General features: G+C 71.5%; 25 protein-coding genes. 3 read left to right on the top strand and 22 right to left on the bottom strand.

The window, feature by feature from the left end; genetic code table 11:
- Positions 1–25 precede the first annotated feature (25 nt).
- The gene (locus ACW69E_RS14960; RefSeq protein ID WP_457498722.1) at positions 26–1,732 is read right to left on the bottom strand and encodes a fumarate hydratase; all 1,707 of its coding nucleotides are present in this window, start codon (positions 1,730–1,732) and stop codon (positions 26–28) included.
- 191 nt (positions 1,733–1,923) lie between these two features.
- Between ACW69E_RS14960 and ACW69E_RS14955 the strand changes: the two genes are divergently transcribed.
- Entirely contained in the window at positions 1,924–2,565 is a 642-nt protein-coding gene (locus ACW69E_RS14955) for a DUF1707 SHOCT-like domain-containing protein (protein ID WP_457498721.1), read from the top strand.
- A 122-nt stretch (positions 2,566–2,687) separates the two neighbouring features.
- Here ACW69E_RS14955 and ACW69E_RS14950 read toward each other — a convergent pair whose 3' ends face one another.
- The 9 genes from ACW69E_RS14950 to ACW69E_RS14910 form a co-directional block, all read right to left on the bottom strand.
- Entirely contained in the window at positions 2,688–5,132 is a 2,445-nt protein-coding gene (locus ACW69E_RS14950; RefSeq protein WP_457498720.1) for an FtsX-like permease family protein, read from the bottom strand.
- On the bottom strand, positions 5,129–5,815 hold the full coding sequence (locus tag ACW69E_RS14945; protein WP_457498719.1) for an ABC transporter ATP-binding protein: 687 nt from the start codon (positions 5,813–5,815) through the stop codon (positions 5,129–5,131). The genes ACW69E_RS14950 and ACW69E_RS14945 overlap by 4 nt, the downstream gene beginning before the upstream one ends.
- Complete coding sequence (locus tag ACW69E_RS14940; protein WP_457498718.1) at positions 5,812–6,336, bottom strand: PadR family transcriptional regulator; 525 nt, start codon at positions 6,334–6,336, stop codon at positions 5,812–5,814. The genes ACW69E_RS14945 and ACW69E_RS14940 overlap by 4 nt, the downstream gene beginning before the upstream one ends.
- Before the next feature lie 152 nt (positions 6,337–6,488).
- The gene (locus ACW69E_RS14935; RefSeq protein WP_457498717.1) at positions 6,489–6,755 is read right to left on the bottom strand and encodes a hypothetical protein; all 267 of its coding nucleotides are present in this window, start codon (positions 6,753–6,755) and stop codon (positions 6,489–6,491) included.
- On the bottom strand, positions 6,752–7,723 hold the full coding sequence (locus tag ACW69E_RS14930) for an SPFH domain-containing protein (RefSeq protein ID WP_457498716.1): 972 nt from the start codon (positions 7,721–7,723) through the stop codon (positions 6,752–6,754). The genes ACW69E_RS14935 and ACW69E_RS14930 overlap by 4 nt, the downstream gene beginning before the upstream one ends.
- A 149-nt stretch (positions 7,724–7,872) precedes the next feature.
- Entirely contained in the window at positions 7,873–9,216 is a 1,344-nt protein-coding gene (locus tag ACW69E_RS14925; protein WP_457498715.1) for an AI-2E family transporter, read from the bottom strand.
- Between the two features lie 216 nt (positions 9,217–9,432).
- The gene (locus ACW69E_RS14920; protein WP_457498714.1) at positions 9,433–10,131 is read right to left on the bottom strand and encodes an aggregation-promoting factor C-terminal-like domain-containing protein; all 699 of its coding nucleotides are present in this window, start codon (positions 10,129–10,131) and stop codon (positions 9,433–9,435) included.
- Between the two features lie 389 nt (positions 10,132–10,520).
- Complete coding sequence (locus ACW69E_RS14915) at positions 10,521–11,855, bottom strand: PhoH family protein (RefSeq protein ID WP_457498713.1); 1,335 nt, start codon at positions 11,853–11,855, stop codon at positions 10,521–10,523.
- A 302-nt stretch (positions 11,856–12,157) separates the two neighbouring features.
- Entirely contained in the window at positions 12,158–12,955 is a 798-nt protein-coding gene (locus ACW69E_RS14910) for an isoprenyl transferase (RefSeq protein ID WP_457498712.1), read from the bottom strand.
- Positions 12,956–13,234: 279 nt separating this feature from the next.
- Between ACW69E_RS14910 and mgrA the strand changes: the two genes are divergently transcribed.
- The gene (gene mgrA, locus ACW69E_RS14905) at positions 13,235–14,278 is read left to right on the top strand and encodes an L-glyceraldehyde 3-phosphate reductase (protein WP_457498711.1); all 1,044 of its coding nucleotides are present in this window, start codon (positions 13,235–13,237) and stop codon (positions 14,276–14,278) included.
- 158 nt (positions 14,279–14,436) lie between these two features.
- Here mgrA and ACW69E_RS14900 read toward each other — a convergent pair whose 3' ends face one another.
- Complete coding sequence (locus tag ACW69E_RS14900) at positions 14,437–15,225, bottom strand: prepilin peptidase (RefSeq protein ID WP_457498710.1); 789 nt, start codon at positions 15,223–15,225, stop codon at positions 14,437–14,439.
- 159 nt (positions 15,226–15,384) lie between these two features.
- On the opposite strand from ACW69E_RS14900, the gene ACW69E_RS14895 reads away from it, so the two are divergent.
- On the top strand, positions 15,385–15,741 hold the full coding sequence (locus ACW69E_RS14895) for a DUF192 domain-containing protein (protein WP_457498709.1): 357 nt from the start codon (positions 15,385–15,387) through the stop codon (positions 15,739–15,741).
- A 108-nt stretch (positions 15,742–15,849) separates the two neighbouring features.
- Here ACW69E_RS14895 and ACW69E_RS14890 read toward each other — a convergent pair whose 3' ends face one another.
- From ACW69E_RS14890 to ACW69E_RS14840, 11 genes are all read right to left on the bottom strand, one after another.
- Positions 15,850–16,485, bottom strand: a complete 636-nt coding sequence (locus tag ACW69E_RS14890; RefSeq protein ID WP_457498708.1) for an OmpA family protein — start codon at positions 16,483–16,485, stop codon at positions 15,850–15,852.
- Complete coding sequence (locus ACW69E_RS14885; RefSeq protein WP_457498707.1) at positions 16,485–17,081, bottom strand: hypothetical protein; 597 nt, start codon at positions 17,079–17,081, stop codon at positions 16,485–16,487. The genes ACW69E_RS14890 and ACW69E_RS14885 overlap by 1 nt, the downstream gene beginning before the upstream one ends.
- A 29-nt stretch (positions 17,082–17,110) precedes the next feature.
- Positions 17,111–17,758, bottom strand: coding sequence for a pilus assembly protein TadG-related protein (locus ACW69E_RS14880; RefSeq protein WP_457498706.1), 648 nt, complete (start codon positions 17,756–17,758; stop codon positions 17,111–17,113).
- A complete protein-coding gene (locus ACW69E_RS14875; protein ID WP_457498705.1) occupies positions 17,758–18,000 on the bottom strand; it encodes a hypothetical protein in 243 nt (80 codons plus the stop codon). The genes ACW69E_RS14880 and ACW69E_RS14875 overlap by 1 nt, the downstream gene beginning before the upstream one ends.
- 257 nt (positions 18,001–18,257) lie before the next feature.
- On the bottom strand, positions 18,258–19,301 hold the full coding sequence (locus tag ACW69E_RS14870) for a response regulator (RefSeq protein ID WP_457498704.1): 1,044 nt from the start codon (positions 19,299–19,301) through the stop codon (positions 18,258–18,260).
- 93 nt (positions 19,302–19,394) lie between these two features.
- Positions 19,395–20,795 carry a sensor histidine kinase gene (locus tag ACW69E_RS14865; RefSeq protein WP_457498770.1) on the bottom strand — a complete coding sequence of 467 codons (1,401 nt, stop codon included), beginning with the start codon at positions 20,793–20,795 and terminating at the stop codon, positions 19,395–19,397.
- Positions 20,796–20,883: 88 nt separating this feature from the next.
- Complete coding sequence (locus ACW69E_RS14860; protein ID WP_457498703.1) at positions 20,884–21,771, bottom strand: DUF5936 domain-containing protein; 888 nt, start codon at positions 21,769–21,771, stop codon at positions 20,884–20,886.
- A 30-nt stretch (positions 21,772–21,801) separates the two neighbouring features.
- A complete protein-coding gene (locus ACW69E_RS14855) occupies positions 21,802–22,740 on the bottom strand; it encodes a type II secretion system F family protein (protein WP_457498702.1) in 939 nt (312 codons plus the stop codon).
- Positions 22,741–22,782: 42 nt separating this feature from the next.
- Positions 22,783–24,126 (bottom strand): CpaF family protein, encoded by a 1,344-nt coding sequence (locus tag ACW69E_RS14850; RefSeq protein ID WP_457498701.1) that lies wholly within the window; start codon positions 24,124–24,126, stop codon positions 22,783–22,785.
- A 66-nt stretch (positions 24,127–24,192) separates the two neighbouring features.
- Entirely contained in the window at positions 24,193–24,576 is a 384-nt protein-coding gene (locus tag ACW69E_RS14845; protein WP_457498700.1) for a TadE/TadG family type IV pilus assembly protein, read from the bottom strand.
- A 3-nt stretch (positions 24,577–24,579) separates the two neighbouring features.
- Complete coding sequence (locus ACW69E_RS14840; protein ID WP_457498699.1) at positions 24,580–24,993, bottom strand: TadE/TadG family type IV pilus assembly protein; 414 nt, start codon at positions 24,991–24,993, stop codon at positions 24,580–24,582.
- Positions 24,994–25,015 lie beyond the last annotated feature (22 nt).

Genomic DNA, 25,015 nt, shown 5'->3' with positions numbered 1-25,015 from the left:
GACGAATCTAACCGGACCGGGCCGGTCAGTCGGCGGAGCGCACCGGGATGGAGGTGACGAAGGGCTGGGCCGGGCCCGGGTCGGTGAAGAAGTCGTTGCCCTTGTCGTCGACGACGACGAAGGCGGGGAAGTCCTCGACCTCGATCCGCCAGACCGCCTCCATGCCCAGCTCCTCGTACTCCAGGACCTCCACCTTCCTGATGCAGTCCTGGGCCAGGCGCGCGGCCGGGCCGCCGATGGAGCCGAGGTAGAAGCCGCCGTGCTTCGCGCAGGCGTCGGTGACCTGCTTGCTGCGGTTGCCCTTGGCCAGCATCACGAAGGAGCCGCCCGCGGCCTGGAACTGCTCGACGTAGGCGTCCATGCGGCCTGCGGTGGTCGGGCCGAAGGAACCGGAGGCGTAGCCTTCGGGGGTCTTGGCCGGGCCCGCGTAGTACACGGCGTGGTCGCGCAGGTAGGCCGGCATCTCCTCGCCCGCGTCCAGCCGCTCCTTGATCTTGGCGTGTGCGATGTCGCGGGCGACGACCAGCGGGCCGCTCAGGGACAGCCGGGTCTTGACCGGGTACTTGGACAGCTCGGCGCGGATCTCGTCCATCGGCCGGTTGAGGTCGATCCGCACCACGTCCGAGTCGAGGTCGGCGTCGGTGGTGTCGGGCAGGAAGCGCGCCGGGTCCCTCTCCAGCTCCTCCAGGAAGACGCCCTCGGCGGTGATCTTCGCCAGCGCCTGGCGGTCGGCGGAGCAGGAGACTGCGATGGCCACCGGGCAGGAGGCGCCGTGGCGGGGCAGACGGACCACGCGCACGTCGTGGCAGAAGTACTTGCCGCCGAACTGGGCGCCGATGCCCAGCTTCTGGGTGAGCTCGAAGACCTTCTCCTCCAGCTCGAGATCGCGGAAGCCGTGGCCGGCCGGGGAGCCCTCGGTCGGCAGGGAGTCCAGGTAGTGGGCGGAGGCGTACTTGGCGGTCTTGAGCGCGTACTCGGCCGAGGTTCCGCCGACGACGATCGCCAGGTGGTACGGCGGGCAGGCGGCCGTGCCCAGGGAGCGGATCTTCTCCTCCAGGAAGCGCATCATGGCGCCCTCGTTCAGGACGGCCTTGGTCTCCTGGTAGAGGAAGGACTTGTTGGCGCTGCCGCCGCCCTTGGCCATGAACAGGAACTTGTAGGCGTCGCCGTCGGCGGCGTACAGCTCGATCTGGGCCGGGAGGTTGGTGCCGGTGTTCCTCTCCTCCCACATGGTCAGCGGGGCCATCTGGGAGTAGCGCAGGTTGAGCTGGTGGTAGGCGTCGAAGACGCCGCCGGACAGGGCTTTTTCGTCGTCGCCCTCGGTCAGCACGTTCTGGCCGCGCTTGCCCATCACGATCGCGGTGCCGGTGTCCTGGCACATCGGCAGGACGCCCGCGGCGGCGATGTTGGCGTTCTTCAGCAGGTCCAGCGCCACGAAGCGGTCGTTGGGGGACGCCTCGGGGTCGTCCAGGATGCGGCGGAGCTGGGCCAGGTGGGCCGGGCGCAGGTAGTGGGAGATGTCGTGCATCGCCTCGGCCGCGAGCTTGCGCAGCGCCTCCGGCTCGACCTTCAGGAAAGTGCGTCCGCCCGCCTCGAAGGTGCTGACGCCCTCGGCTGTGACCAGGCGGTAGGGGGTGGTGTCCTCGCCCAGGGGGAGGAGCTCGGTGTAGTCGAACTCCTCGGAGGCCGGGCTGGAGGCGACCGCGTCGGACGGGCGGGGGTCGGCAGGCATGGACGGTCTCTTCCTCTCGACGGTGGCGCCTCACAGGGTATGACCCCCAAACGGGTGGCGGTGGTGTGAGGTGCGGCTCAGCCGACGGGCCGGGGTCCGGCCGGGTCTCGAACGGGGTTCGGCCGAACCCCGGCCGAACCCCGGCCGACGCAGCACTGTTCGCGATGTATCGCGTTCGCTAGGGTGGTGGTGTGGACGAGAAGACCTCCCTGCGCAAGCAGCCCGCGGCGCGGCCCCCCGCCGCGTCCCCGGCGGACGTACGCGCCTCCGACGCCGACCGCGACCGGGTGGCGGAGATCCTGCGCGAGGCGCTGGCCCAGGGGCGGCTGGACGCCGAGGAGCACGCGGAGCGGGTCGACGCGGTGTACCGGGCCAGGACGATGGGCGAGCTGCGGCCACTGGTCCGCGACCTGCCGGCCGGGCTGGAGGCGGCTCCCCGTACCGACCGTCCCCGCCCGGCGTCCGGCGGGGACGGCGACAACGTGATCGCGGTCTTCGGCGGGGCCTCGCGCAAGGGGCGCCGGCGGGTGGGGGCCAGGACCAACGCCTTCGCGCTGTTCGGCGGGGTCGAGATCGACCTGACCGAGGCGCTGTTCGAGCGGCGGGAACTCGTCGTCAACGCCACGGCCGTCTTCGGCGGCATCGAGATCAGGGTCCCGGAGAACGTGACCCTGCGCGGCTCGGGCAGCGGGATCATGGGCGGCTACGACGTGGAGGCCAGGGAGTCGGAGGATCCGGACGCCCCGGTGGTCGTGGTGCGCGGCGCGGCGGTCTTCGGAGGGGTCGAGGCGAGGGCGAAGCGCGGCAAGCGCCTGCGGGACCTGCGCCGCTGACGCCCCGTTCCCGCTCCGCCGGCCGGGTACGCACACGCGCGCACCGCCCGTACGGCCCTCCCCCTGTCCGGGCCGTACGGGCGGTGTGCGGCGGGCTCACGCCCGGTGCCGCGCGCGGGCGGTCACTCCGTGCGCAGCCCGTCCGGGCGCATCATCCGCCACAGCGGCGGCAGGCTGAGGAGGGTCACCAGCAGCACCACCCCGGCGCCGATGCCCGTCATGGCCCCCAGGCTCGTCCAGTGGACGGCGACCGGCACGGAGACCAGCTTCAGCAGCACCGCGCCCAGCCCGATCCCGCCCGCGGCCGCCAGGAACAGGCCGAGCGCCACGGGCAGCGCCGTCTGCCACAGCACCGACCAGCCCAGCGTGGAGCGCCGGGTGCCGAAGGCGACCAGCACCGACAGCAGCTTCCTGCGCTCGCGCAACTGCTCCAGGGTGGAGACGACCATGCTGGCGCCGATCAGCAGCATCACTCCGGCCGCCCCGGCGTACAGCGCCCGCTGGACGGCGGCGAACCTGCTCGACTGCTCGGTCGCGCTCACCCTCATGACCTGGGTCTGGGGGGAGCCGGTCTCCACCGCGTTGCGGACGTGCTCGGCCGCGTCCGGCACGGCCGGGTCGAGTTTGACGGAGAACTCGGCCCGTACGCCCGTCGCCCGGGTGAGGTCGAGCGCCCCGGGGGTGGCGAGGACTCCCCCGATGTACATGCCCATGACGCCCTCCCGCGGCTTGACCTCGGAGGCGTCGCGGGGGACGGACCAGGGCAGGGCCTTCCCCGTCCGCACGTACCTCTCCTCCTCCTCCGAGTAGACCGGGGCGTTGAGGTCGAAGCGTGCGCCGGGGCGCGCGCCGGGCTCCTCCGCCCCGGCCATGGCCGGTGACGCGAGGAAGACGTCCCCGTCCTCGCAGGAGGCGATCTCGGCCAGCTGCTCCAGGGCGGCGCAGTCGGCGACGGTGATGCTCGTCCAGGGGGTTTCCCCGTCGGGCTCGGCACCGGCCTCCGGTACGCGCACGCCGGCGGTACCCAGCACCCGGCCCACACCGCGGGTCCGCTCCAGCACCCCGGTCAGCTCGGCGGCCTCACCGCCGGCACGGAGATCCCGCATGATCACCAGATCCGCGCGGGAGGTGTCGTGCCCGGTGGAGTGCGTGTAGTCGCCCTCGACCCCGCCGAACAGCATCTGGACGGCGATGGCTCCGGCGACCGCGACGGTGATGCCGCTGACCGCCCGGGCTCCGGGCCCGCTGTCGAGCTGGAGGCGGCGTACGGCGAGCTGGACGGACAGGGGGCCGCCGCGCATCCGGTTGACGGCCCACTCCACCAGCCAGGGCAGCACGGCCGTGACCCCGGTCAGCAGCAGCACGATGCCCGCGGCGATCCGGTAGGTGTCGATCGTCCCCCGCTCCGCGTCGATCCCGCCGATCAGGGGCAGGAGCAGCACCAGTCCGACTCCGGGCGGCACCAGCCGCCACCACAGCCGACGCCTGCGGACGCCCGCGTCGCGCACGACGCCGAGCGGTTCGATGGCGACCCCGCGCAGCGCGAACAGGGCGACGGCGACGGCGGAGACGGGCACGGCCACCGCGATCAGTGCGGTCAGCAGGGCGCTGGGACGTACGTCGGCGGGGAAGACGCTGATGTCGAAGATCTCCGCCCGTCCGATGAGCCCGCGCACCGGCAGGAACAGCGCGGCGCCGACGGCGAGTCCGAGGAGCGCGCCGACCAGCGACTCGCCGGCCGCGATCCGCCGCACCATCCGGCTGTCGGCGCCGACCAGGCGCAGCGCGGCCAGCCGGCGGTCCCGGCGTTCGCCGCCGAAGCGAACCGAGGTGGCGATGAAGACCCAGACCGGGAACAGCAGCACCACACAGATGACGACCACCAGCAGCAGCAGTACCGCGTCCAGCGGCTCCGGTTCGCCCACCTCGTCGAACCGGTCGACCCGCGCCACGCCGCTCCCGGACTGGGAGAGGGTGTCACTGCCCGCCAGGAAGGTGAGTTCCTTCGGGCCGAGCAGTCCCTCGTCACCGATGGTGCCGGTGATCCGGTGGGGGAGCCGCTCCCTGAGGAGCTCGCCCTCCGGGGAGGCGAGCAACTCCCCCAGCGCCGGTGAGACGACCATCTCGCCGGGAGCGGGCAGCCGCTCCACGCCCGGCGGGACCGGCGGGTTGCCCCCCTCCGGCTCGATGTACCGGCCGCGGACGCCATCGCCGCGGAACTCGGTGTCGCTCCAGGTGTAGAGAGCGCTGCGGTCGGAACGCTCGACCTGTCCGAAACCGAAGTTCTCCCGGGCCTCCCCGCGTGCCTCGCGGGCCCCCAGCATGTTCGGCACGGAGGCCGCGACCATCAGCACGGCGACGCCGAGGCCGACACCGACGGCCGTGAGCACGGTGCGCACCCAGCCCTCGCGGCCCCCGGCCAGCGCGAAGCGGACGCCCATCGCCAGGTCGGCCGCCCAGCGGGCCGCGCCCGACGGGCCGGCGGGCCGTGCGGGCTCCGGGACGGGCCCGGGGGCGGGCTCCGGACCGGGGGACGCCTGCGGCGTTCTGGAGTCCAGTGCGCTCACAGGGCGCCCGCCATGTCGCGCACCCTGCCGTCACGGACGACGATCTCGCGGTCGGAGTACGCGGCGACCCGGGCCTCGTGGGTGACCAGTACGACCGCCGCGCCGGTGTCCCGCGCGGCGTCGGTCAGCAGCTGCATCACCCGCTCGCCGTTGAGGGAGTCCAGCGCGCCGGTCGGTTCGTCGGCGAAGACCACGCGCGGCCCGGTGACCAGGGCCCGGGCTACGGCGACGCGCTGCCCCTGACCTCCGGAGACCTGCCCGGGGCGGTGGTGGCGCACATCGTCCACCTCCAGCCGCTCCAGCCACCCGGAGGCCCGCTTCTCGGCCTCCCTGCGGCCCATGCCGGTCAGCCGCAGCGGCAGGGCGACGTTCTCGGTGCAGGTCAGTTCGGGCACGAGCTGGCCGAACTGGAAGATGAAGCCGAACTCCGAGCGGCGCAGGGCGCTGCGCTCGGCGTCGGACATGGCCGACAGCTCGCGTTCCCGGTAGTGGACGGTGCCGGAGTCGGGCCGGATGATCCCGGCCAGACAGTGCAGCAGGGTGGACTTGCCGGAACCGGAGGGGCCCATCACCGCGACGACCTCACCGGGGCGGACGGAGAAGTCCGCTCCGTCCAGGGCGGGGGTGGGGCCGTAGGACTTGCGCAGTCCGGCGGCGTTCAGCAGCGGGTCGGCGGTGGTCATCCGCGTACCTCCCGGGCGAGTTGGTCGAGGCGCGCGGCGGTCAGCTCCAGCCAGCGCAGATCGGCTTCGAGGTGGAACAGTGCGTGGTCGCAGATGAGCTGGTCGGCCAGGTCGCCGTTCTTCTTGCGCTGCGTCAGCTCCCGCATCAGGCGCAGGTGTTCGGCGCGCTGGACGTCCAGCAGCTCCCCCGCGTCGCGCCCGGTCAGCAGGGCGAGGACGACCTTGGTGTAGAGGGTGGACTGGAGGTACGGCTCGGGCTTCTCGGGCCGGCCGAGCCATCCGGCGACGTCGGTGATCCCGGCGTCGGTGATGGCGTAGCGCTTGCGCTCGGGACCTTCTCCGGGCTCGACGCCCTCGACCTCCACCAGGCCGTTCTTCAGCAGCCGGGACATGGTCGAGTAGACCTGCCCGTAGTGGAGCGGGCGGTCGTGGCCGAAGCGCTCGTCGAAGGCGCGCTTGAGGTCGTAGCCGTGGCGGGGCCCGGATTCGAGGAGCCCGAGCAGGGTGTGGCCGATGGACATGCCGAGAACTGTACACCACGTGTATACACACGATGTATACACGTGGCGCATACGCCGGTTCGCGGGCCCCCGCCCGTGCCGTTTCCGGGTCCGGGTCCGGGTCCGGCGGAGCGAGGGCGGGAGCGGGGGCGGGCTGAAACAGGCGGTTCGGACTACTCCTCCGAGCGCGGCGGGCGGCCCCGGCGCGGGTGGGGACGGGCCTCGCGGGGCATGCGCCCCGCCTCGGCCAGGGCCTTGCGCAGCAGGTGGTCGACCTGGGCGTTGGTGCTGCGCAGCTCGTCCGCCGCCCACTTCGCGAGCGCGTCGTGGACGGCGGGGTCCAGCCGCAGCAGCATCTGCCGGCGTTCGCGCCGGGGCCGCCGCGGCCGCTCCTGCTCGGGGCCGCCGCCCTCCGGCGGCCCCTCCGGCCGGGCGCTCACTGGTAGAGCGACCCCGTGTTGAGGACCGGCTGCGGGGAGCGATCGCCGCAGAGCACCACCAGCAGATTGCTCACCATGGCGGCCTTGCGCTCCTCGTCCAGCTCGACGAAGTCCTGGGAGGCGATCCGCTCCACGGCGTCCTCGACCATGCCGCAGGCCCCCTCCACGATGGTCCGGCGTGCCGCGACCACGGCGCCCGCCTGCTGGCGCTGGAGCATCGCGGCGGCGATCTCGGGGGCGTACGCCAGGTGCGTGAAGCGCGACTCGACGATCCGCACGCCCGCCGCCCGCACCCGGGCGGTCAGTTCGACGGCGAGCTTCTCGGTGACCTCCTCGGCGTTGCCGCGCAGCGACAGGCCGTCCTCGTCGTAGGCGTCGTAGGGGTACTCGATGGCGATGTGCCGCACGGCCGCCTCGGTCTGGGTGGAGACGAACTCCACGAAGTCGTCCACCTCGAAGGTGGCCTGGGCGGTGTCCTCCACCTGCCAGACGACGACGGCCGCCAGCTCGACCGGGTTGCCGTAGGCGTCGTTGACCTTGAGGATCGCCGTCTCGTGGTTGCGCACCCGGGTGGAGACCTTCTTGCGGGTGGTCAGCGGGTTCACCCAGCGCAGGCCGTCCTTGCGGATGGTGCCGGTGTAGCGCCCGAAGAGCTGGACGACCCGGGCCTCCCCCGGCGCGACCATGTTGAGGCCGGCCATGGCGAAGACCGAGCCGATCATCAGCAGCACCCCCGCGACGACCAGCGTCACCCCGAGGCCGCGCACGCCGTCCTCGACGAGCAGCGCGCCTCCCACCACGGCGCCGGCCCCGGCCAGCAGGCCCAGCAGGCCCAGCAGCAGGGCGAGTCCGCCGGGGACGGAGTGCGCGGGCCTCTCGCGCACCTGCGGGGCGGGCATCTCGGGAAGTTCTCCGGCGGCCTGCTCGGCCTGCGCGGCCTGTGCGGCCCGCTCGGTCTCAACGGACATGGCGGTCCCCCGTCTCCATGAAGCTGATCTCTATCAAAGTGATAGCACTTTATCGCGGTGCCGCACCACACGGAAGAGCAAGGTGCGAAAACACCCGGGCGCCGCCCTACGGCGGCACCCGGGCGTGGGAACCGTGCGCCCGGCGCGATCTACCGCTCCCCGCCCTCCCCCGGGCTCGAAGGCGGCTCGGTCCCGGGCGACTTGGGCGACCTGGGCGCCTCGACGGCCGGCGGCGGCACGGCGGACGACGGTTCGGCGGTTCCGGCCGGCACCGCATGGGCCGCCGCGTACGACTTCATGGAGACGACGACGGACTTGAGCACCGCCACCAGCGGCACCGCCGTCACCGCGCCGGGGATGCCCGCGATCAGACTGCCCCCGGTCACCGCCAGCACCACGCCCAGGGGGTGCACCCGCACCAGCCGGCCGAGGATGAGCGGCTGGAGCACATGCCCCTCCAGTTGCTGCACGGCCAGCACGACCGCCAGGACGAGCAGGGCGGAGACCACGCCGTTGGCCACGAACGCCACGACCACCGCCAGCGCTCCGGAGACCACCGCACCGACGATGGGGACGAAGGAGAACAGGAAGATGAACACGGCCAGCGGCACGGCCATCGGCACGTCCAGGAAGTACAGCCCGATGCCGATGAAGAAACCGTCGATGAAGGCCACCAGCACCGTGCCGCGCACATAGCTGGTGAGCGTCATCCACGCCCTGGGCCCGGCGCCCGCCACGGCGTCGCGGGCGGCCCGGGGCGCGAAGTTCAGCGACCAGTTCCACACGTTCCGGCCGTCGTAGAGCAGGAAGATCGTCACGAACATCGCCAGCACCGCGCCGGAGAAGAACTCCAGGACCACGGTCACGCCCTGGAGCCCCGCGCTGGTGATCTCCTGGCTGTTGCTGCCGAGCCAGTCGTTGAGGCCGTCGGCGATGTTGTTGATCTGCGCCTCGGTGACGTGGAAGGGGCTGTTGAGCAGCCAGGTCTTCAGCTCGTCGATACCCTCCTGGACCTGCCTGGTGAGATCGTCGAGGTTCTCCAGGACCTGCCAGACCACGAACCAGCCCACCAGGCCCAGCATCGCCACGCCCGTCACGAAGGTGATCGCGGCGGACAGTCCGCGCCCTATCCCCAGCCGCCGCAGCCTGGCGGCCGTCGGCTGGAGCAGCGCGGTCAGCAGCAGGCCGATGGTGAAGGCGAGGACGACCAGGCTGATGGCGCTGATCACCTTCATCAGGACGTAGATGACCCCGGCCAGGACCAGCAGCCGCCACCCGGCCTCGGCCGCCACCCTCACCCCCCACGGCACCATGGCCGCGGCCGGGGGCGACTGGAGGGGGGCGGGGGCCGAGTCGCCCGGCGGCGGGCCGGCGGGGGGTGGGGGCGGCACCGGCCCGTCGGGGCCGTCCTTCTCCTCGGCGCGTGCCAGCCGCTCGGACAGCCGGGTGGCGGCACGCGACACCCCCGCCTTAAGACTTCGAAGTCCCGACATGCCGCTTCCTTCGCCCCCGGTGTTCTGTTCGACCGGACCCAGTATGGCCGGTTCCGCCCCGATCCGGCGTGCCCGCCGCATCGGCCCGTCCCATATGGGGACGACGCTGTTGGGGTAAAGGGTTGCTCCTTTGCCGACATGCCAAACCCCCCGCCGGGGGGCGGGGGGTTCGGGGCGGGAGCCGGGGCGGCTCCGCGCGAGGACTTCGGTACCGGCTCAGTACCAGTGGTTGGCCTGCCAGAACTCCCAGGCGCCGCAGGGGCTGCCGTAGCGGTCGTTCATGTAGTTCAGGCCCCACTTGATCTGGGTGGCCGGGTTGGTCTGCCAGTCGGCCCCGGCCGAGGCCATCTTGGAGCCGGGCAGTGCCTGGACGAGGCCGTACGCGCCGGAGGACGGGTTCTGGGCCTTGTAGTTCCAGCCGCTCTCGCGCTCGACGATGTTGGAGAAGCACTGGAACTGGCCCGCGCCCACGATCTGCTGGGCCATCGCCTTGACCTCGGCGACGGTGTAGGAGCTCTGCACCGCGAAGTCGGTGCGCTCCGCGGAGCGGCTGGCGGCCTGCTGCCGGGCCTCCTCCCGCTTCTTCGCCTCCTCGGCGGCCTTGGCGGCCTTCTCGGCCGCCTCCCTCTTGGCCTGGGCGTCCTTGGCCGCCTGTTTGCGGGCCGCCTCCTCGGCGGCCTTCTTCGCCGCGGCGTCGGCCGCGGCGACCGCGTTGTCCGCCTGCTGTGTGAGGGAAGCGGTCTGGGCCTGCTGGCCTGCGGGTATGTCGGCGAGGAGCGTCGCGTCAGCGGCAGTGGCCTCGACCGGTTCGGTCGTTCCCTGCTCACTGCCCGAGGCCACACCGACGACGGCGCCGACGGTGGTGACCGCGGTGGCGGACGCCACGGCGAACCCCCGGACCGAGATCCGAGTCACACGGTTTCCTTCCACACTGCCCGCTCAGGTGACCCCGCGGGCGCAATCGTGCCCCTGACTCGGGCCTCCCCACGTACTGGCCACGGGAGGCGCTGGCCCGGCCGGGCCCTTCCCACAGGGGAGGGGCCGCGTGGTGCTTCGGGCGGCATACGGCGCGCTGCTGTTGACTTGTGGGTCCGCGCCGGATGGTGCGGACGGTGTTCGTGTGCCGTATGCGGGGCCTGACAGGACCCACACACTGCCGGAGACGGAACCGTGGATGCAATTCTGTGACACGTGGGAAAGCTCACATTCCGTTTCGCCGACCGGTTGGACGGAAAAGGGCGCGCGAAAAGCCCCGCACGGCTAGGCTGCTGCGCTTCGCCGCGCGGGGCCGTTCGCAGAACGCCTCAGATCCGGCCGTCCTCCAGCATTTCGGTCACCAGCGCCGCGATCGGCGACCGCTCGGACCGGGTGAGGGTGATGTGCGCGAAGAGCGGGTGGCCCTTGAGCCGTTCGACCACCGCGGCCACCCCGTCGTACCGCCCCACGCGCAGGTTGTCGCGCTGGGCGACGTCGTGGGTGAGGACGACCCGGGAGCCCTGCCCGATCCTGGAGAGGACCGTCAGCAGTACGTTCCGCTCCAGCGACTGGGCCTCGTCGACGATCACGAAGGCGTCGTGCAGGGAACGGCCGCGGATGTGCGTGAGCGGCAGCACCTCCAGCATGCCGCGGGCCGTGATCTCCTCGACCACCTCACGTGTCGTCACCGCCGAGAGGGTGTCGAAGACCGCCTGCGCCCAGGGGTTCATCTTCTCGTCGGCGGTGCCCGGCAGATAGCCCAGGTCCTGGCCGCCGACCGCGTACAGCGGCCGGAACACCATCACCTTGCTGTGCTGCCGCCTCTCCAGCACGGCCTCCAGTCCGGCGCACAGCGCCAGCGCGGACTTGCCGGTGCCGGCCCGGCCGCCCATCGAGACGATGCCGACCTGCGGGTCGAGCAGCAGGTCCAGCGCGATGCGCTGCTCGGCACTGCGCCCGTGGATGCCGAACGCCTCGCTGTCACCGCGCACCAGCCTGACCCGCCCCTCGGGCGTGACCCTGCCCAGGGCCCTGCCGCGCTCGGACTGCAGGACCAGGCCGGTGTGCACGGGCAGTTCGGCCGCCTCGGGCACGTACACGCTCTCCGCGGCGAAGAGTTCGTCCACGTCCTCGGCCGCCAGGGCGAGTTCGGTCATCCCCGTCCAGCCGGACTCGGTGACGGCCAGCTCGGCCCGGTACTCCTCGGCCAGCAGGCCGACGGAGGAGGCCTTGATGCGCAGCGGCAGGTCCTTGGAGACGACCGTGACGTCGTACCCCTCGGCCTGGAGGTTCCTGGCCACCGCCAGGATGCGCGAGTCGTTGTCGAGCGGCCGGCCGTGGTCCCCGCGCATGGTGGAGGGCAGCACCGCCGGATCCGAGTGGTTGAGCTCGACCCTGAGCGTGCCGCCCAGCTCGCCGATCGGGATCGGGGCGTCCAGCCGCCCGTGCAGTACGCGGTACTCGTCCAGCCGTCTGAGGGCCTGGCGGGCGAAGTAGCCCAGCTCCGGATGGTGGCGCTTGGCCTCCAACTCCGTGACCACGACCACCGGGAGCACGACCTCGTGCTCGTCGAAGCGGGTCATGGCCGCCGGGTCGGCGAGCAGGACGCTGGTGTCGATGACGTAGGTGCGCCGGTCTTCCCGGCGCTTGGTGCTGGTCACCACGGATGGACCTACCCCCTCGGAAGAGGTCGGGGTGCGACGGCGTCGCGGGGGATGAGGCCGGGTTCCGGTCCCGTACACGGGCCGGGCACCGGCCCTCCGCCGCGTCCTCGCGTGCGTCTGCCCGCACGGTCGTCCGTGGTGTGCAAGGGGCCTCCCGGGGCCGCCTCCCTGCGCCGGGAGCCGGCCTGGAGGGGATATTCCCTGCCGGGGCCGCCGCCATGCCCCGGCATATGCCTACGGTGCGATGAACGGCCGGTGTCCTCCTTTCGGGGGACACCGGCCGCGGCCGGGTACCGCGTCCGTCAGGAGCCGTAGCGGCGGTGGCGGGCCGCGTAGTCGCGCAGGGCGCGCAGGAAGTCCACCTTCCGGAAGGCGGGCCAGAACACGTCGCAGAAGTAGTACTCGGAGTGGGCGCTCTGCCAGAGCATGAAGCCCGACAGCCGCTGCTCGCCGCTGGTGCGGATCACCAGGTCCGGGTCGGGCTGCCCGCGCGTGTACAGGTGCTCGGCGATGTCCTCCAGGGCGAGGTCCTCCGCGAGCTCCTCCAGGGTCGCGCCCCGCGCGGCCCGGTCGGCGAGCAGGGAGCGCACCGCGTCCACGATCTCCTGCCGGCCGCCGTAGCCGACGGCGACGTTGACGAGGATCCCCGGGTTGCCCCGGGTGCTCTCCTCCGCGTCCTTCAGCACGCGCTGGGTGTGGTCGGGCAGCAGGTCCGGCGTGCCGACGTGGTGCACCCGCCAGCGGCCGTCCGAGGCCAGGTCGCGCACCGCGTCCTCGATGATGCCCAGCAGCGGCCTGAGCTCCTCGGCCGGCCGGCTGAGGTTGTCCGTGGACAGCAGCCACAGGGTGACCACCTCGACGTCCGTCTCGGCGCACCAGCCCAGCATCTCGCGGATCTTCTCGGCCCCCGCCTGGTGGCCCTGCTCGGTCGTGCCGCCGGAGGCGCGCGCCCAGCGGCGGTTGCCGTCGAGGATGACGCCGATGTGCTTGGGCACCTGCTCGTGGTCGAGACGCCCTTCCACCCGGTGGGCGTAGAGCCTGTAGACCAGGCGGCGCAGCCACCGGGGATACCGGGTGCGTCCCCGGGAAGATTGCAGCATCGGTTTGTTCAGCCCCTCCATGCGGATCCCGAGCGCCAGATCCTGTCCGGTCGCGTCCTCGCGGAACGGCCCGCGGCGCCCTGCGGCCCTCTCCCCCGCCAATGCGCTCTCGCCCGGGCGGACCCGGGAGGGATGTGGGGGATACCGCGGCTCGCGCCCGGCCGGGGCGGGCCGCGAAGAACCGGACGGACAGGTCCTCAGCACCTTACTGCCACGCCGTACGGCCGCACGAGCCGGGAATGTCACAGAACGGCGATAAGACAGTGATAGGCAGGGCGCATGAACGACACACCCCCCTACCGTCCGGACGGCTCCCGCTACGGCACCATGCGCTACCGCCGCTCCGGACGCAGCGGACTGCTGCTCCCGGAGATCTCGCTCGGCCTGTGGCACAACTTCGGCGACGACCGGCCGCTGGAGGTCCAGCGGGCGATCCTGCGCCGCGCCTTCGACCTGGGTGTCACCCACTTCGACCTGGCCAACAACTACGGCCCGCCGCCCGGAGCGGCCGAGGCCGGCTTCGGCCGCCTGCTCGCCCGTGACTTCCGCCCCTACCGCGACGAGCTGGTGATCTCCACCAAGGCGGGCTACCTGATGCGCCCCGGGCCGTACGGCGAGTGGGGTTCGCGCAAGTACCTGCTGTCCTCCCTGGACGCCTCGCTCAGGCGCATGGGCCTGGAGTACGTCGACGTCTTCTACTCGCACCGCTACGACCCCGAGACCCCGCTGGAGGAGACGATGGGCGCGCTGGCGTCCGCCGTCCACCAGGGCAAGGCGCTGTACGTGGGCCTCTCCTCCTACAGCGCGCGGCGTACGCGCGAGGCGGCGCGGATCCTGCGCGAGATGGGGGTGCGGCCGCTGATCCACCAGCCGTCCTACTCCATGATCAACCGCTGGACGGAGGACGACCGCCTGCTGGACACGCTGGAGGCGGAGGGCATGGGCTGCATCTCCTTCGCCCCGCTGGCCCAGGGGCTGCTCACCGACAAGTACCTGGGCGGCGTCCCGGAGGACTCCCGCGCGGCCCGGGGCACCTCCCTGGACCCGGGCCTGCTGACCGAGGAGGTCGTCGGACGGCTGCGCGCCCTGGCCGCCATCGCCGAGCGGCGCGGCCAGACCCTGGCCCAGCTCGCGCTGAGCTGGGTGCTGCGGGATCCGCGGATGACGTCGGCGCTGATCGGCGCGAGCAGCGTGGCGCAGCTGGAGGCGAACGTGGCGGCGGTGCGCAGCCCGGAGCTGACCGAGGAGGAGCTGGCGGAGATCGACACCTACGCGGTCTCGGCACCCGGCGCGAACATCTGGGCCCTCAGCAGCGAGGGCTAGCGAGGGCCGGGGGCCGCCGCGGCTGGGGCGGGGGTGGGGCGGACCGGGAGGGGCCGGACGCGAAGCGGGCCGGTCCGTGGGGGGGGTACGGACCGGCCCGAGGGGGGGTTTCCACCATAGCCCCTGTCGCGCCGCGCCGCGCGCAGCCGCGACCCGGTTCACACGGTCAGTCCCCCCGCCAGCAGACCCACGAGGGCCCCCGCCACCATGAACGGCCCGAACGGGATCGCGCTCCCGCGGCTCGCGCCTCTCAGCACCATCAGTCCGATCCCGTAGACCGCGCCGAACAGGAGACCGCCGAACGCCCCGGCGAAGAGGATGTCCCACCCGTACCAGCCGAGCACGACGCCGAGGGAGAGCGCCAGCTTCACATCGCCGAAACCCATCCCATCGGGGTTGATCAGGAAGAGCACGAAGTAGAAACCGCCGAGAAGGAGGCCCCCGAGCAGCGCGGTGGACCATGCCCCGGCGTGCGCGGGCACCAGTGCGGCGGCACCCAGCAGTACGGTCACCGCGGCGGCGAGGGGCAGTGTCAGGTGGTCGGGCAGCCGGTGGACCCTGCGGTCCACGACGGCCAGCAGGACCGCGACCGGTGTGAACAGCAGCCATACGGCGAGTTCCGGGCGGAAGCCGGTGGCCGCGGCGAGCGACGCGCAGGCGAGCGCCGTGACGGCGGGCACACCGGGGGACGGCGCGAGGTCCCCGGTCCGGTCGTCGGCCCGGCCGCCGGTCCGGTCGCCGGCGCCCACCGGTACGGTCACCGCGCAGGTCGCGCACCGTGCGCCGCCGAGCCATCCGCGCGCGGGACCCGCGAAGGGGTGCCCCGCCGTACAGGCGGCCCGCCACGGCTTTCCCGGCTCGACGGACAACCGGTACGCGGCGCGCGGAACGAGGAGCCCCGTCAGGAGACCCCACAGGGCGGCGGCGGTGATCAGAGTGGCGTACACGCGGCCGACTCTAGAACCGAGCGGTCGGCCGGTCATGGGCCCAGGGGCCCACTTCCAGGCTCCGGGCCTCCGGTCGGCCGGGCACTGTCTCTCCGGGAGCGGACGCACCGCCGTCTCCGCCCACCTGACGGTCCACGGCTTCCGCTACGGTCGGGGGCCATGGCGAAATGGCGGAACGGCACGGGCAGGTTGACGGTGGCGGGGCGGGACGGGGAGGCGATCCCCCTGGAGATCGCGGCTTCCTACCGGACCCGTGCCCGGGGCCTGCTCGGCCGGAACGGTGTCGAGGGGGCGATACTGCTCACCCCCTGCGCGAGCGTGCACACCTTCGGAATGCGCTTCACGATCGACGTGGCCTACCTGGACAAAGGGCTGAACGTCATCGCCGTACGGACGATGAAGCCGGGACGGCTCGGTTCGCCCCGGTTGCGTTCCCGCCATGTGCTGGAGACGGAGGCCGGGGCGATGGAGCGGTGGGGCATACGCCCGGGGGCCCGGCTGCGCGTCGAGGCCTGACGCGGCGCCTCCCGTTTCCGTCGCTCGGGCCGGGCGGCCCTCACCGCGAGCCGGTTGGAGCGGACGGTGTCCGCTCCAACCGGCTCGCGGTGGGCGTCGGTTCGGGGGCTACTCCCCGCCGCGCGGGAAGGAGATCTCCACACGGCGGTTCTTCTTGCGGCCTTCCTCGGTGCTGTTGTCGGCGATCGGGTACTGCTCGCCGTAACCGCGGACCTCGTAGGTGACGGACGAGTCGAGATCCTTGGCCAGCATCTTGTGCACCGCGTTGGCACGCTTCCGGGAGAGCACGTCGCCGTGCGCGGAGGAACCGAGGTTGTCGGTGAAGCCGAAGATCCGGACCTTGGTCGCCCCGTGCTCCTTGACCTCGGCGGCCACCTCGGCGATACGGGACTTCGCCTCGCTGCTCAGAACCGCACTGTCCTTGCCGAAGAGGACCTCGGACTGCAGCGCGAGCTTGATGTCCTCGTTGGTGTCCTCGCGGCGCTCCTCACCGTCGAGGTCCTCGACGACGGACTTGATGTCGAGAACCTTGGGTTCGGCGAGTGTGGCCCCCTCGGCGAGTTTCAGATCCGGGTCGGCGGCATCGACCTCGACGGGAACGGAGGCCGATGCCGACGGGTACGGGTCGTCCTCGTCCGCGGCTGCGTACGGGGCCTCGGCCATACCGAACGCGAGGATTCCGGTGAGAGCGACCGCGACCGCGCCCCTGCGGGGCCGCCCGCGGCGGGAGTTGACGGCACTCATCAGGAGATCTCAATCGGTGCGTTGGGGAAGCCGGGGAACTGGAGACTGACCTCGGTGGTGTCCGAGGGGGGCGCCGGGAACTGGGCGAAGAAGGGGAGGCTCGCGTCGGGCTTGATATAGGGCTCGAAGGAGGTGGTGGTGAGCGGCCGGTTGTCAGTGTCTCGCAAGACGTAGTAGCGCTTCTTCTCCTTCGAGTCCACCAGTGTCATAGCCGCTATGGAACGCTGGGTCGCCGCCACGGCCTTCTCCGGACCACTCCACGTAACAGGAATCGAGTACCCCTGAGAGCTGGTGTTCTTGAACTGACCGCTTACAGTCAGAAAGCCACCCCCGTCTCGCTTCACCTCGTGGACGATCATCTCGATGCCCTTGTCGCCCTCGAGTGTCGCGATCACCTTGCTGGTGTCCGGCAGGGTCTTGCCTTCGCCCTCGCCGCCCTTCTCCCCGCCCTGGTTCTCACTCGATGCCGACGGGCTCCCGTCCTTCTCCTTCGCGCTTTCGTCGCCACCACAGGCCGCGGCGGAAACGGTCAACGCCGCGGCCAGCAGGGCCGCCACCCCGGACCGGCGCAGCTTCCCAGTTTTCCAAGTTCCCATGAGATGTTTTCCTTTGCGCTCGTTCGCGGTCAGCTCTCGGACAGCCGGACGCTGAAGAGGTCTGCCATATCCGGAAGGAAGTCCAGGTTCTCCGGGTCGATGACCCAGTCCCTGCCGTCGCAGTCGATCCTGCCCGGGGACGGTTTGCGCTCCTCGCCCTCGTCGGGCTCGTCACCGCCCCCGCCCTCGTCATCGCTGGGTTTGAACCGGCAGCGCGGCTCGACGACGGCCGTGGCCGTCGCCTTCGCGTGCTTGCCGTCCGTGCCGGGGATGATGCTCTCCCCCATCGATTCCCGGGACTCCACCTCGACCGTGAAACCCCAACGGCTTCCCGGAAGCGGCCGGCAGGAGAATCCGCCGGCGTCCGTCCTGGCCTCGTTCAGACCGGCGAAGCGCCTGGCGGCGTCACACCCGCTCCTCGTCCCGGGAGCGTTCCCGTTGACGAGGTCGTCCAGGTAGTCGCCGTCGAGGATGTTCTCCAGGAAGCCGTCCCTGAGCTGGTTCCTGGAGTCCTTGGCGGCCGCCAGAGCGGCGGCGTCCGCCGCCGTCTGCGCGCCGTTTCGGTTCACATCGGCCTGACCGAACGCGAAGAACGCGAACGCGAGGAAGAGCAGACCGACCACCGCTGTGATGTACAGCGGTGCGGCCTGCCCCTCCTCGCGATAGACGCCTCGCATCAGCCGCCGTTGTTCAGAACCTCGTTGATCTTCTCGGTGAACTTGGACGAAATCGTCTCGCCCATCTTGGTGTTCATCAGCGCGACGACGATCGCCACGACCAGGATGGTGATGCCCACGTACTCGATCGCGCCCTGGCCCTTGTCCCCGCGAGCCCGCATCTTCTCGGCGCGCGTGTTGGCCCAGTGACCGACGTAGACCTTGGCGTTGGCGGCGGCCTTGAGCGCGGTGTCCTTCATCATGGTGTTCCCCTCCCGTTTCGGCCGACCGGCGTCCGTCCGGCCGCGTGGCGTGCGAAGTCTCCGAGCCGCTCGCGTTTCCGGCGCTCTCCCGGCCGGTCTCGCTGGCGACATGGGAAACATACGGCGGCACACCCCCCGCGCACATGGGCCCCAGGGCCCAACTACGGGCCCAGAGCGGGGATTGGGCCCCCGCCGCCTCCGGACGGGACGCTGCCGCGCCCGGCCCGGGCGGGGCTTCCACATCGTTCACGGCTCGCTCAGCCACGGTCGGCCGACCCCCCTCGTGCGACACCGTGCCAGATGGCGATGGCCTCGCCCCGGCTTCCGGCGTTCAGCTTTGAAAAGATCCGGTTTATGTGGTTCTTGACCGTCTTCTGGCTGATGAAGCAGGTGGCGGCGATCTGCTGGTTGGTCATCCCCGACGCGATCAGGTCCATCACCTCCACCTCCCGCTGACTCAGTCGGTCAAGCACCTCCACGGCTCCGGGAGCGGGGGAAGCATATCCCACCTGTTGTTGCGTAAGCAAAGATTCATTACCGGTGCGCCGCTCCTGCGACTCCTGCCGTGTATAGGTGTTTTGCGACCTCTGGGGCGGCACCTGAAGGGTCTCCCCATGTGTCCCGTGTGCGGTTGCAGAGAACGTGCTCAGCTGCGTTGACGGTCCGCCCCGGTCCTCGAAGGCCGTCCCCAGGCCGTCCGGCAGCGGCCCCGCCCCACCGGCCGATCCCTCCCGCAAAGTTTCCAGCAGCGCGCTGGAGGCCGTCGGTGTGAAGTGGGAGCGTCCGTCCTTGATGTCCCGCACCGCGGTGACGAGCTGGTCCGCCGTGAACTCGCCGTGGACGAGGTAGCCGACCGCTCCCAGACGCAGGGCCTCGTGGACGATCTCGGCCTCCCTGCTGTACGTCAGCATCATCACGGGGGCGATGCGCGCGAGGTACGGGAGTATGGAGATGCCGTCCACGCCCGGCATCCGCACATCGAGCAGCACCACGTCGGGACGGTGCAGCGTCACGGCCTCGTACGCCTGGTGTCCGTCGGCCGCCTCCGCCACGACCCGCAGGTCGTCCCGGCCGGAGAGCAGGACTCCCAGCCCCGCCCGCACCACGGGGTTGTCGTCCGCCACGACCACCCTCAGCGGTTCTCCGGGCCCGGCGGCGGGAACCGGAAAGGCCGGTGCCCCGGCGGGCTCCGCCCCCGTCCGGACGGGGTGCGGGGTGCCGGCGGGCGGGTTCGGCGGGTGCTGTGGGGCCGGCCGGTGCGCCGGCCACCGCTCGGGCGCACGGAAGGTGTCGTCATCCAACGTGTACGGCCTCCTTTCTGGGAGTACGGGGCCTGTCCGAGGGGACCGGGGCCCTCCACGGGCGAGGCCGCGGGTACGGCCTGTGTACGGATGTCACCGGTCGGCCTCCCTCGCCCGGCCCGGTGTGCCGGGCCGGGCCGGTAGCGCGGAGAGCGGCCGCGCGCCGCCGAACGCCCCGGCGGGCCCGGCTCCCGGCTCGCCCTCCCGCGGGGCCGGGTGTGTGCCCAGCGCGGCGACGGGCAGTTCCAGACGTACCTCGGTCCCCTTCGCCCGCCCCTTGCCGATGCGGATGCGGGCTCCGATGGAGGCCGCGCGCTCGACCATGCCGACCAGGCCGAAGTGGCCCGCCCGCCTGAGGTCTTCGAGGGTGGTGCCCGGGGGCAGGCCCCGCCCGTCGTCGTACACGCTCATCCGCAGGACACCGTCCACGATGCCCGCCGACACGTCCACACGGCCGGGGGCCGCGTGCCGCTGGGCGTTCTCCATCGCCTCGGAGACGATGGAGAGCAGTTGCCTGGCCACCGCGTGCGGGACCGGCGGCAACGAGGCCGTGCCCAGGGGGCGGTACGTGGCGCGCAGGCCGTGGCGTCGCTCGAAGTCCTTCACCCGGGAGGCGAGTTCGCCCGCCATGTCGGTGCCGCCGTCCAGGCCGGACTCCCGGCGCAGGTCCGACAGCAGTTCACGGGATTCCGCGGCGGCGCGCCGGGCGGCACGGGAAACCAGCTCCGCCTGTTCCTTGACCACTCCGGGGTCCGGGCGGTCGGCCGACCGGGCGAGTCCGTCGGCGGCCAGGGCGAGTCCGTGCAGGGTCTTGGCCACCGAGTCGTGCATCTCCCGGGCGAGCCGGGAGCGCTCCTGCTCCACCGCCTCGCTGACGGCGAGGCGGGCCCGGGTCTCGACCAGTGCCTGGGAGGCCACGCCGAAGCCGAGGAGGAGTCCTCTCAGGGAGCTGCCGGCCGCACCGGCCAGTACGCAGAGCCCCGTGATCAGCAGGATCGAGGCGTCCATCTCGACCCTGGCGTCGACCGCGCACGCGGCAGCGAGCAGCAGCGACTGGAGTGCCGCGAAGACGGCGGCGCCACGCCAGCCGTACACCAGGCCGGCCAGCAGGGGGGTGCAGATGGTGACGTAGGCGAGGGTGGAGTTGGGGGAGGCGGTGAAGAGGAGCATCGCGCCGAAGAGCATGTCGGCGCCGAGCAGTGAGGGGTGTCTGAGCAGCACCGGCCCGAAGCGCTCCCAGTCCCGCAGCAGCAGGTACGACACCATGACGGTGACGAGTACGGCGGAACCGACGAGCCAGGCTCCCGGGCTCCCCCTGACCCCGCTGAGCGCGAAGGGCGTGGCGAGCGCGGTCATGGCCAGCCGGAAGCCGAAGAGCTGGCGGCAGAGGGCGGACAGCGCGCTCACCTGGATCGGCAGTGTCGGTGCGGTGCCGCTCACACGCCGGTGCGGGCCGCCGGCCGGTATCGTCCCGGCTCCCGCCCCCGGCAGCATCCGCGAGATCAACTCCCTTCGCACCTCCTTCCGCACCTCCTTCCGGGTCCCTTCGCCCCTGCCTCCGGTCCGCCGCCCTGCCGCCCGCTCAGCCTCCGAGCAGGTCGTTGAAGTCGATGCCGGAGGCGTAGTAGAAGCCGACTCCGATGAGGAGCATCGTTCCGGGCAGCATGAAGCTGGTGACGATGAGCGTGGACTTGGGGACGGCCTTGGCGGCCTTGCGCCGGGCGTTCTGCGCGTCGGTGCGGCGCATGTCGTTGGCGATCTGGATGAGGGTGTCGACGATCGGGGCGCCGAGTTCCTCTCCCTGCTGGAGGGCGGAGACGAACATGGAGACCTGCTCCGACTCGTTCCGCCTGCGCAGTTGCTCGAACGCCTCCCGGCGGCTCACGCCCATGTCCATCTGGCGCAGTGTGATGCGCAGTTCGTCGGACCAGGGGCCCTCGTACTTCTCCGACACCCGTTCCAGTGCCTGCCGGAAGCCGAGGCCCGCGGACACCACGACGGCGAGGACGTCCAGGAAGTCGGGGAGGGTGCGCTCGATGTCGTCCCGGCGCCGGCCGATGGCGGACCGGATGGTGACGTCGGTCCAGAAGAAGCCGTAGACCAGGAAGAGCACCGCCAGCATGATCTGGCCGTTCATCAGCATGCTCAGGCTGGTCAGCGAGCCGAGCCCGCCGTACACCGCGAGGCGGGCCGCGTACCGGTCGACCGTCAGGCCGCCGGGGTTTCCGGCCAGGTCCAGCTTGCGGCGCACCTTGTCGACCCGTTTGGGGCCCATCAGGCGCAGCACCCGCGGGGCGTACCTCATGCCCAGCCGGTCGATGGCGGATCCGGCGGCGGTGGTGCGCGAGGCGCCCACCTCCAGGGCCACGGCGAGGTCGGCGGGGAGCCTGGCCTCCTCGCGGTAGAGACGTATGCCGTGGATGGCGCCGTAGACGGCGATTCCTACGGCGGCGGCGAGCAGAAGATCCATGGTGTGTTCCTCCCTTCGGCTTCCGTGGCCTCAGATACGGACGCGGGTGAGACGGTTGATGAGGAAGAAGCCGAGGCCGTAGAGGCAGGAGGCGACGATGACGGCGACCTTCCCGGCGAAGGCGCCGGTCATGTCGTCCAGGGCCCCGGCCCGCATCCCGTTGAGGATCAGCAGGAAACCGAAGCCGAGGACGGGAACGGCGACGGCGGTGACCTTCACCTGGGACAGCAGTGTGGTGACCTCGCGGCGGGTCTCCTTGCGCTCCTCCAGCGTCTCGGTGAGGTTGCGCAGCGAGGAGACGATCGTGCCACCCGCCCGGTTGGACAGGATCAGGGTGGAGACGAGCACGGTCAGTTCACGTGAGGGCAGCCGCTCGGCCAGCTCGTTCAGTGCGTCCTCCAGGGGCCGGCCGACCGCCAGCTGGTCCGCCACCCTCTTGAGCTCCTCACCGGCCGGATCGTCCAGCTCCTCGGCCGCCATCCCGATGGCGGTGCGCAGTGCCAGACCCGCCTGGGTGGCGTTGGCGAGGACCCGGGTCAGTTCCGGGAGCTGGTTGATGAAGGCCTCGGTGCGCTTGCGGATCTGGTAGTTGAGGAAGGCGTTGCCGCCCCAGAGACCGATGAGGGCCGCGAGCAGGCCGAAGAAGGAGGCGAAGACCGCGCCGACGACGAAGTAGACGGCGAGCAGGGAGGCGAGCACGTAGACGAGGTACTCGCCGGGGGTCAGGTCGAGCCCGGTGGTGTTGAGCTTGCGTTCGATGCGCCTGCCCAGTTCGGTCCTGCGCAGCCGCCGGTCGACGCCCTGGAAGCGGCGGTTCCGCCCGACGACGGGTATCTGCCCCGTCTGGGACATCCTCTGGACCAGATACTGCTGCTGGGCCTTTCCCTTGGCGGACACGTGCACGCCCGCGACGGCGAGCACGCAGGCCAGCAGTGTGACGCCTGTCGTCAGGAGGGGGAGGTTGGCCATATCGGACGGGACCTTCTCGGAAAGCGGCGGACCGGGGGACGTTCAGGAGGCGGACTCGCGGACGACCAGCTGGTCGTCCGACTGGGCCACGCCGAAGGCGGCGGGGATCGGCTCGCCCCTCATGTACAGGCGGTCGGCGATCCGCCGGGGCAGCGAATGGTATTCGAATTCGCCGTGGACACGACCGTCACCGGACACCGGCCGGGCGTTGAAACGGCACACCGAGACGATCCGGTAGTCCTCACGGCCCTTGGAGTCGACGACGGCGATCTCGGTGATGCGGCGGGAGCCGTCGGCGTGCCGGGTCAGCTGCACGATGACGTCGAGGGCGCTGTTGATCTGGTCCTTGATCGCCGCGAACGGGATCTCGACCTCCGACATCGACGCCAGGGTCTGCAGGCGCATCAGCGCGTCCTCGGCGCTGTTGGCGTGGACGGTGGCCAGGGAGCCGTCGTGGCCGGTGGACATGGCCTGGAGCATGTCGAGCGTCTCGCCGCCCCGGACCTCACCGACGATGATGCGGTCCGGCCGCATGCGCAGCGAGTTGCGCACCAGGTCGCGGATGCTGATCCGCCCCTTGCCCTCGACGTTGGCGGGCCGGCTCTCCAGGGTGATGACGTGGGACTGCTGGAGCTGGAGTTCGGCGGAGTCCTCGATGGTGATGATGCGCTCCCCGTCGGGGATCAGCCCGGACAGGGCGTTCAGGAGCGTCGTCTTGCCGGTGCCGGTGGCACCGGAGACGATGATGTTGAACCTGGCGCGCACCAGCCCCGAGAGCAGCAGCACCATCTGCTCGTCCAGTGAACCGAGGCCGATCATCTCCTGGAGCGTGAAGGCGCGGGGGAAGCGCCGGATGGTGAGGATCGGGCCGGTGAGGGAGAGCGGCGGGATGATGACGTTGACGCGCTCCCCGGAGGGGAGACGTGCGTCGACCATCGGATTGGCCTCGTCCACACGGCGGTTGACCGTGGAGACGATGCGCTCGATCGTCTGCATCAGCTGCTCGTTCGAGGTGAAGCGCATGGGCAGCAGTTCCAGCCGGCCGCCTCGCTCCACGAACACCTGGTCCGGGCCGTTCACCATGATCTCGCTGACGGAGGCGTCCTCGAGCAGCGGTTCCAGGATGCCCAGGCCGAGGGCCTCGTCCACGACCCGGCGGATGAGCTGGGCCCGCTCCACCGTGGACAGGACCGGACCCTCACGGCTGATGATGTGCCCCAGGACCCTCTCCAGGCGGATCCTGCGGTCGGACGCCTGGAGGGCGGACATCTCGGCCAGGTCTATCTCTTCCAGCAGTTTGGCGCGGTAGACCGCTACGAGACGGCTCTCCTCGTCGTGGCCCTTCTCCGACGGCTCGGAGCTGTTGAGACGTGCTCGCAAGCCCATATCGTCCATCTCCCTGCTGCTCGTGTACGGCGGTGCGGATCGCGCGGTGACCGGGACCGGTGGGGGTCAGTCCAGCGGCATCGTGGCGCTCCTCTCGGCGTTCAGCCCGCCCAGCAGCCCGGGGATGAGTGAGGGGATCGGCACCCTGGCCGTCACCCTCACCTCGTCGCCCCGGACCGCGCGCCGGAAGACCGCCTCGTCGGCCAGCCAGGTGCTCATGGCGTCACGGCCGGCCCGCTGGTAGTCGCGGTCCGCGTCGTCGTACGAGGCGATACGGGCGGCCGCGCGGGAGGCCGTACCGACCTGCTGGACGGCGAAGACCGCCAGCCCCAGCTGGATCACGAGGAGGCCCACCAGCAGCAGCAGGGACAGCACCCCCACGTACTCGATGGCCACCTGGCCGCGCTCGCGGCGTCTGGTCCCGTTCTCTTCGCGAAAGCGGTTCGGCACGCTTCAGCTCTCCTTCGCCGCGGCGGTCCTGCCCGATATCCACAGGGGGAAGTCGACCCCGCCGGGGAAGAGCACCGGCACCTTGATCCTCACGACGGCCTCGACCATGTCGCCGTCCTCGTGGCAGCGGATCGTCGCCGTCCAGTTCTCCGGCAGGTCCTCGCGCCCCGCCCTGTCGCACGCCTGGTTCCGGCTCTGCCGCCATGTGTCGGTCGTCGCCCCGGCCCGCACCGCCTTGTCGGCCGCGTTGCCCGCCAGCGAGAAGGCGTAGCCGACCAGTGCGGCCTGCCAGAGCAGCACGAGCGTCACCAGGATGATCGGCGCCATGCTCGCGAACTCGACCGCCACCTGCCCCCGGTCGTCACGCGGCGGCAGGCCGCCGGTGCCACCGCCCCGGCCTGTCCCCCGGATTCTCATAATGGCGATTCGCCCCCTGGCT

The organism is Streptomyces sp. SS8 (assembly GCF_054072955.1).
The sequence above is the reverse complement of the archived record's forward strand: the minus strand, read 5'-3'. Positions and strand labels throughout refer to the sequence as shown.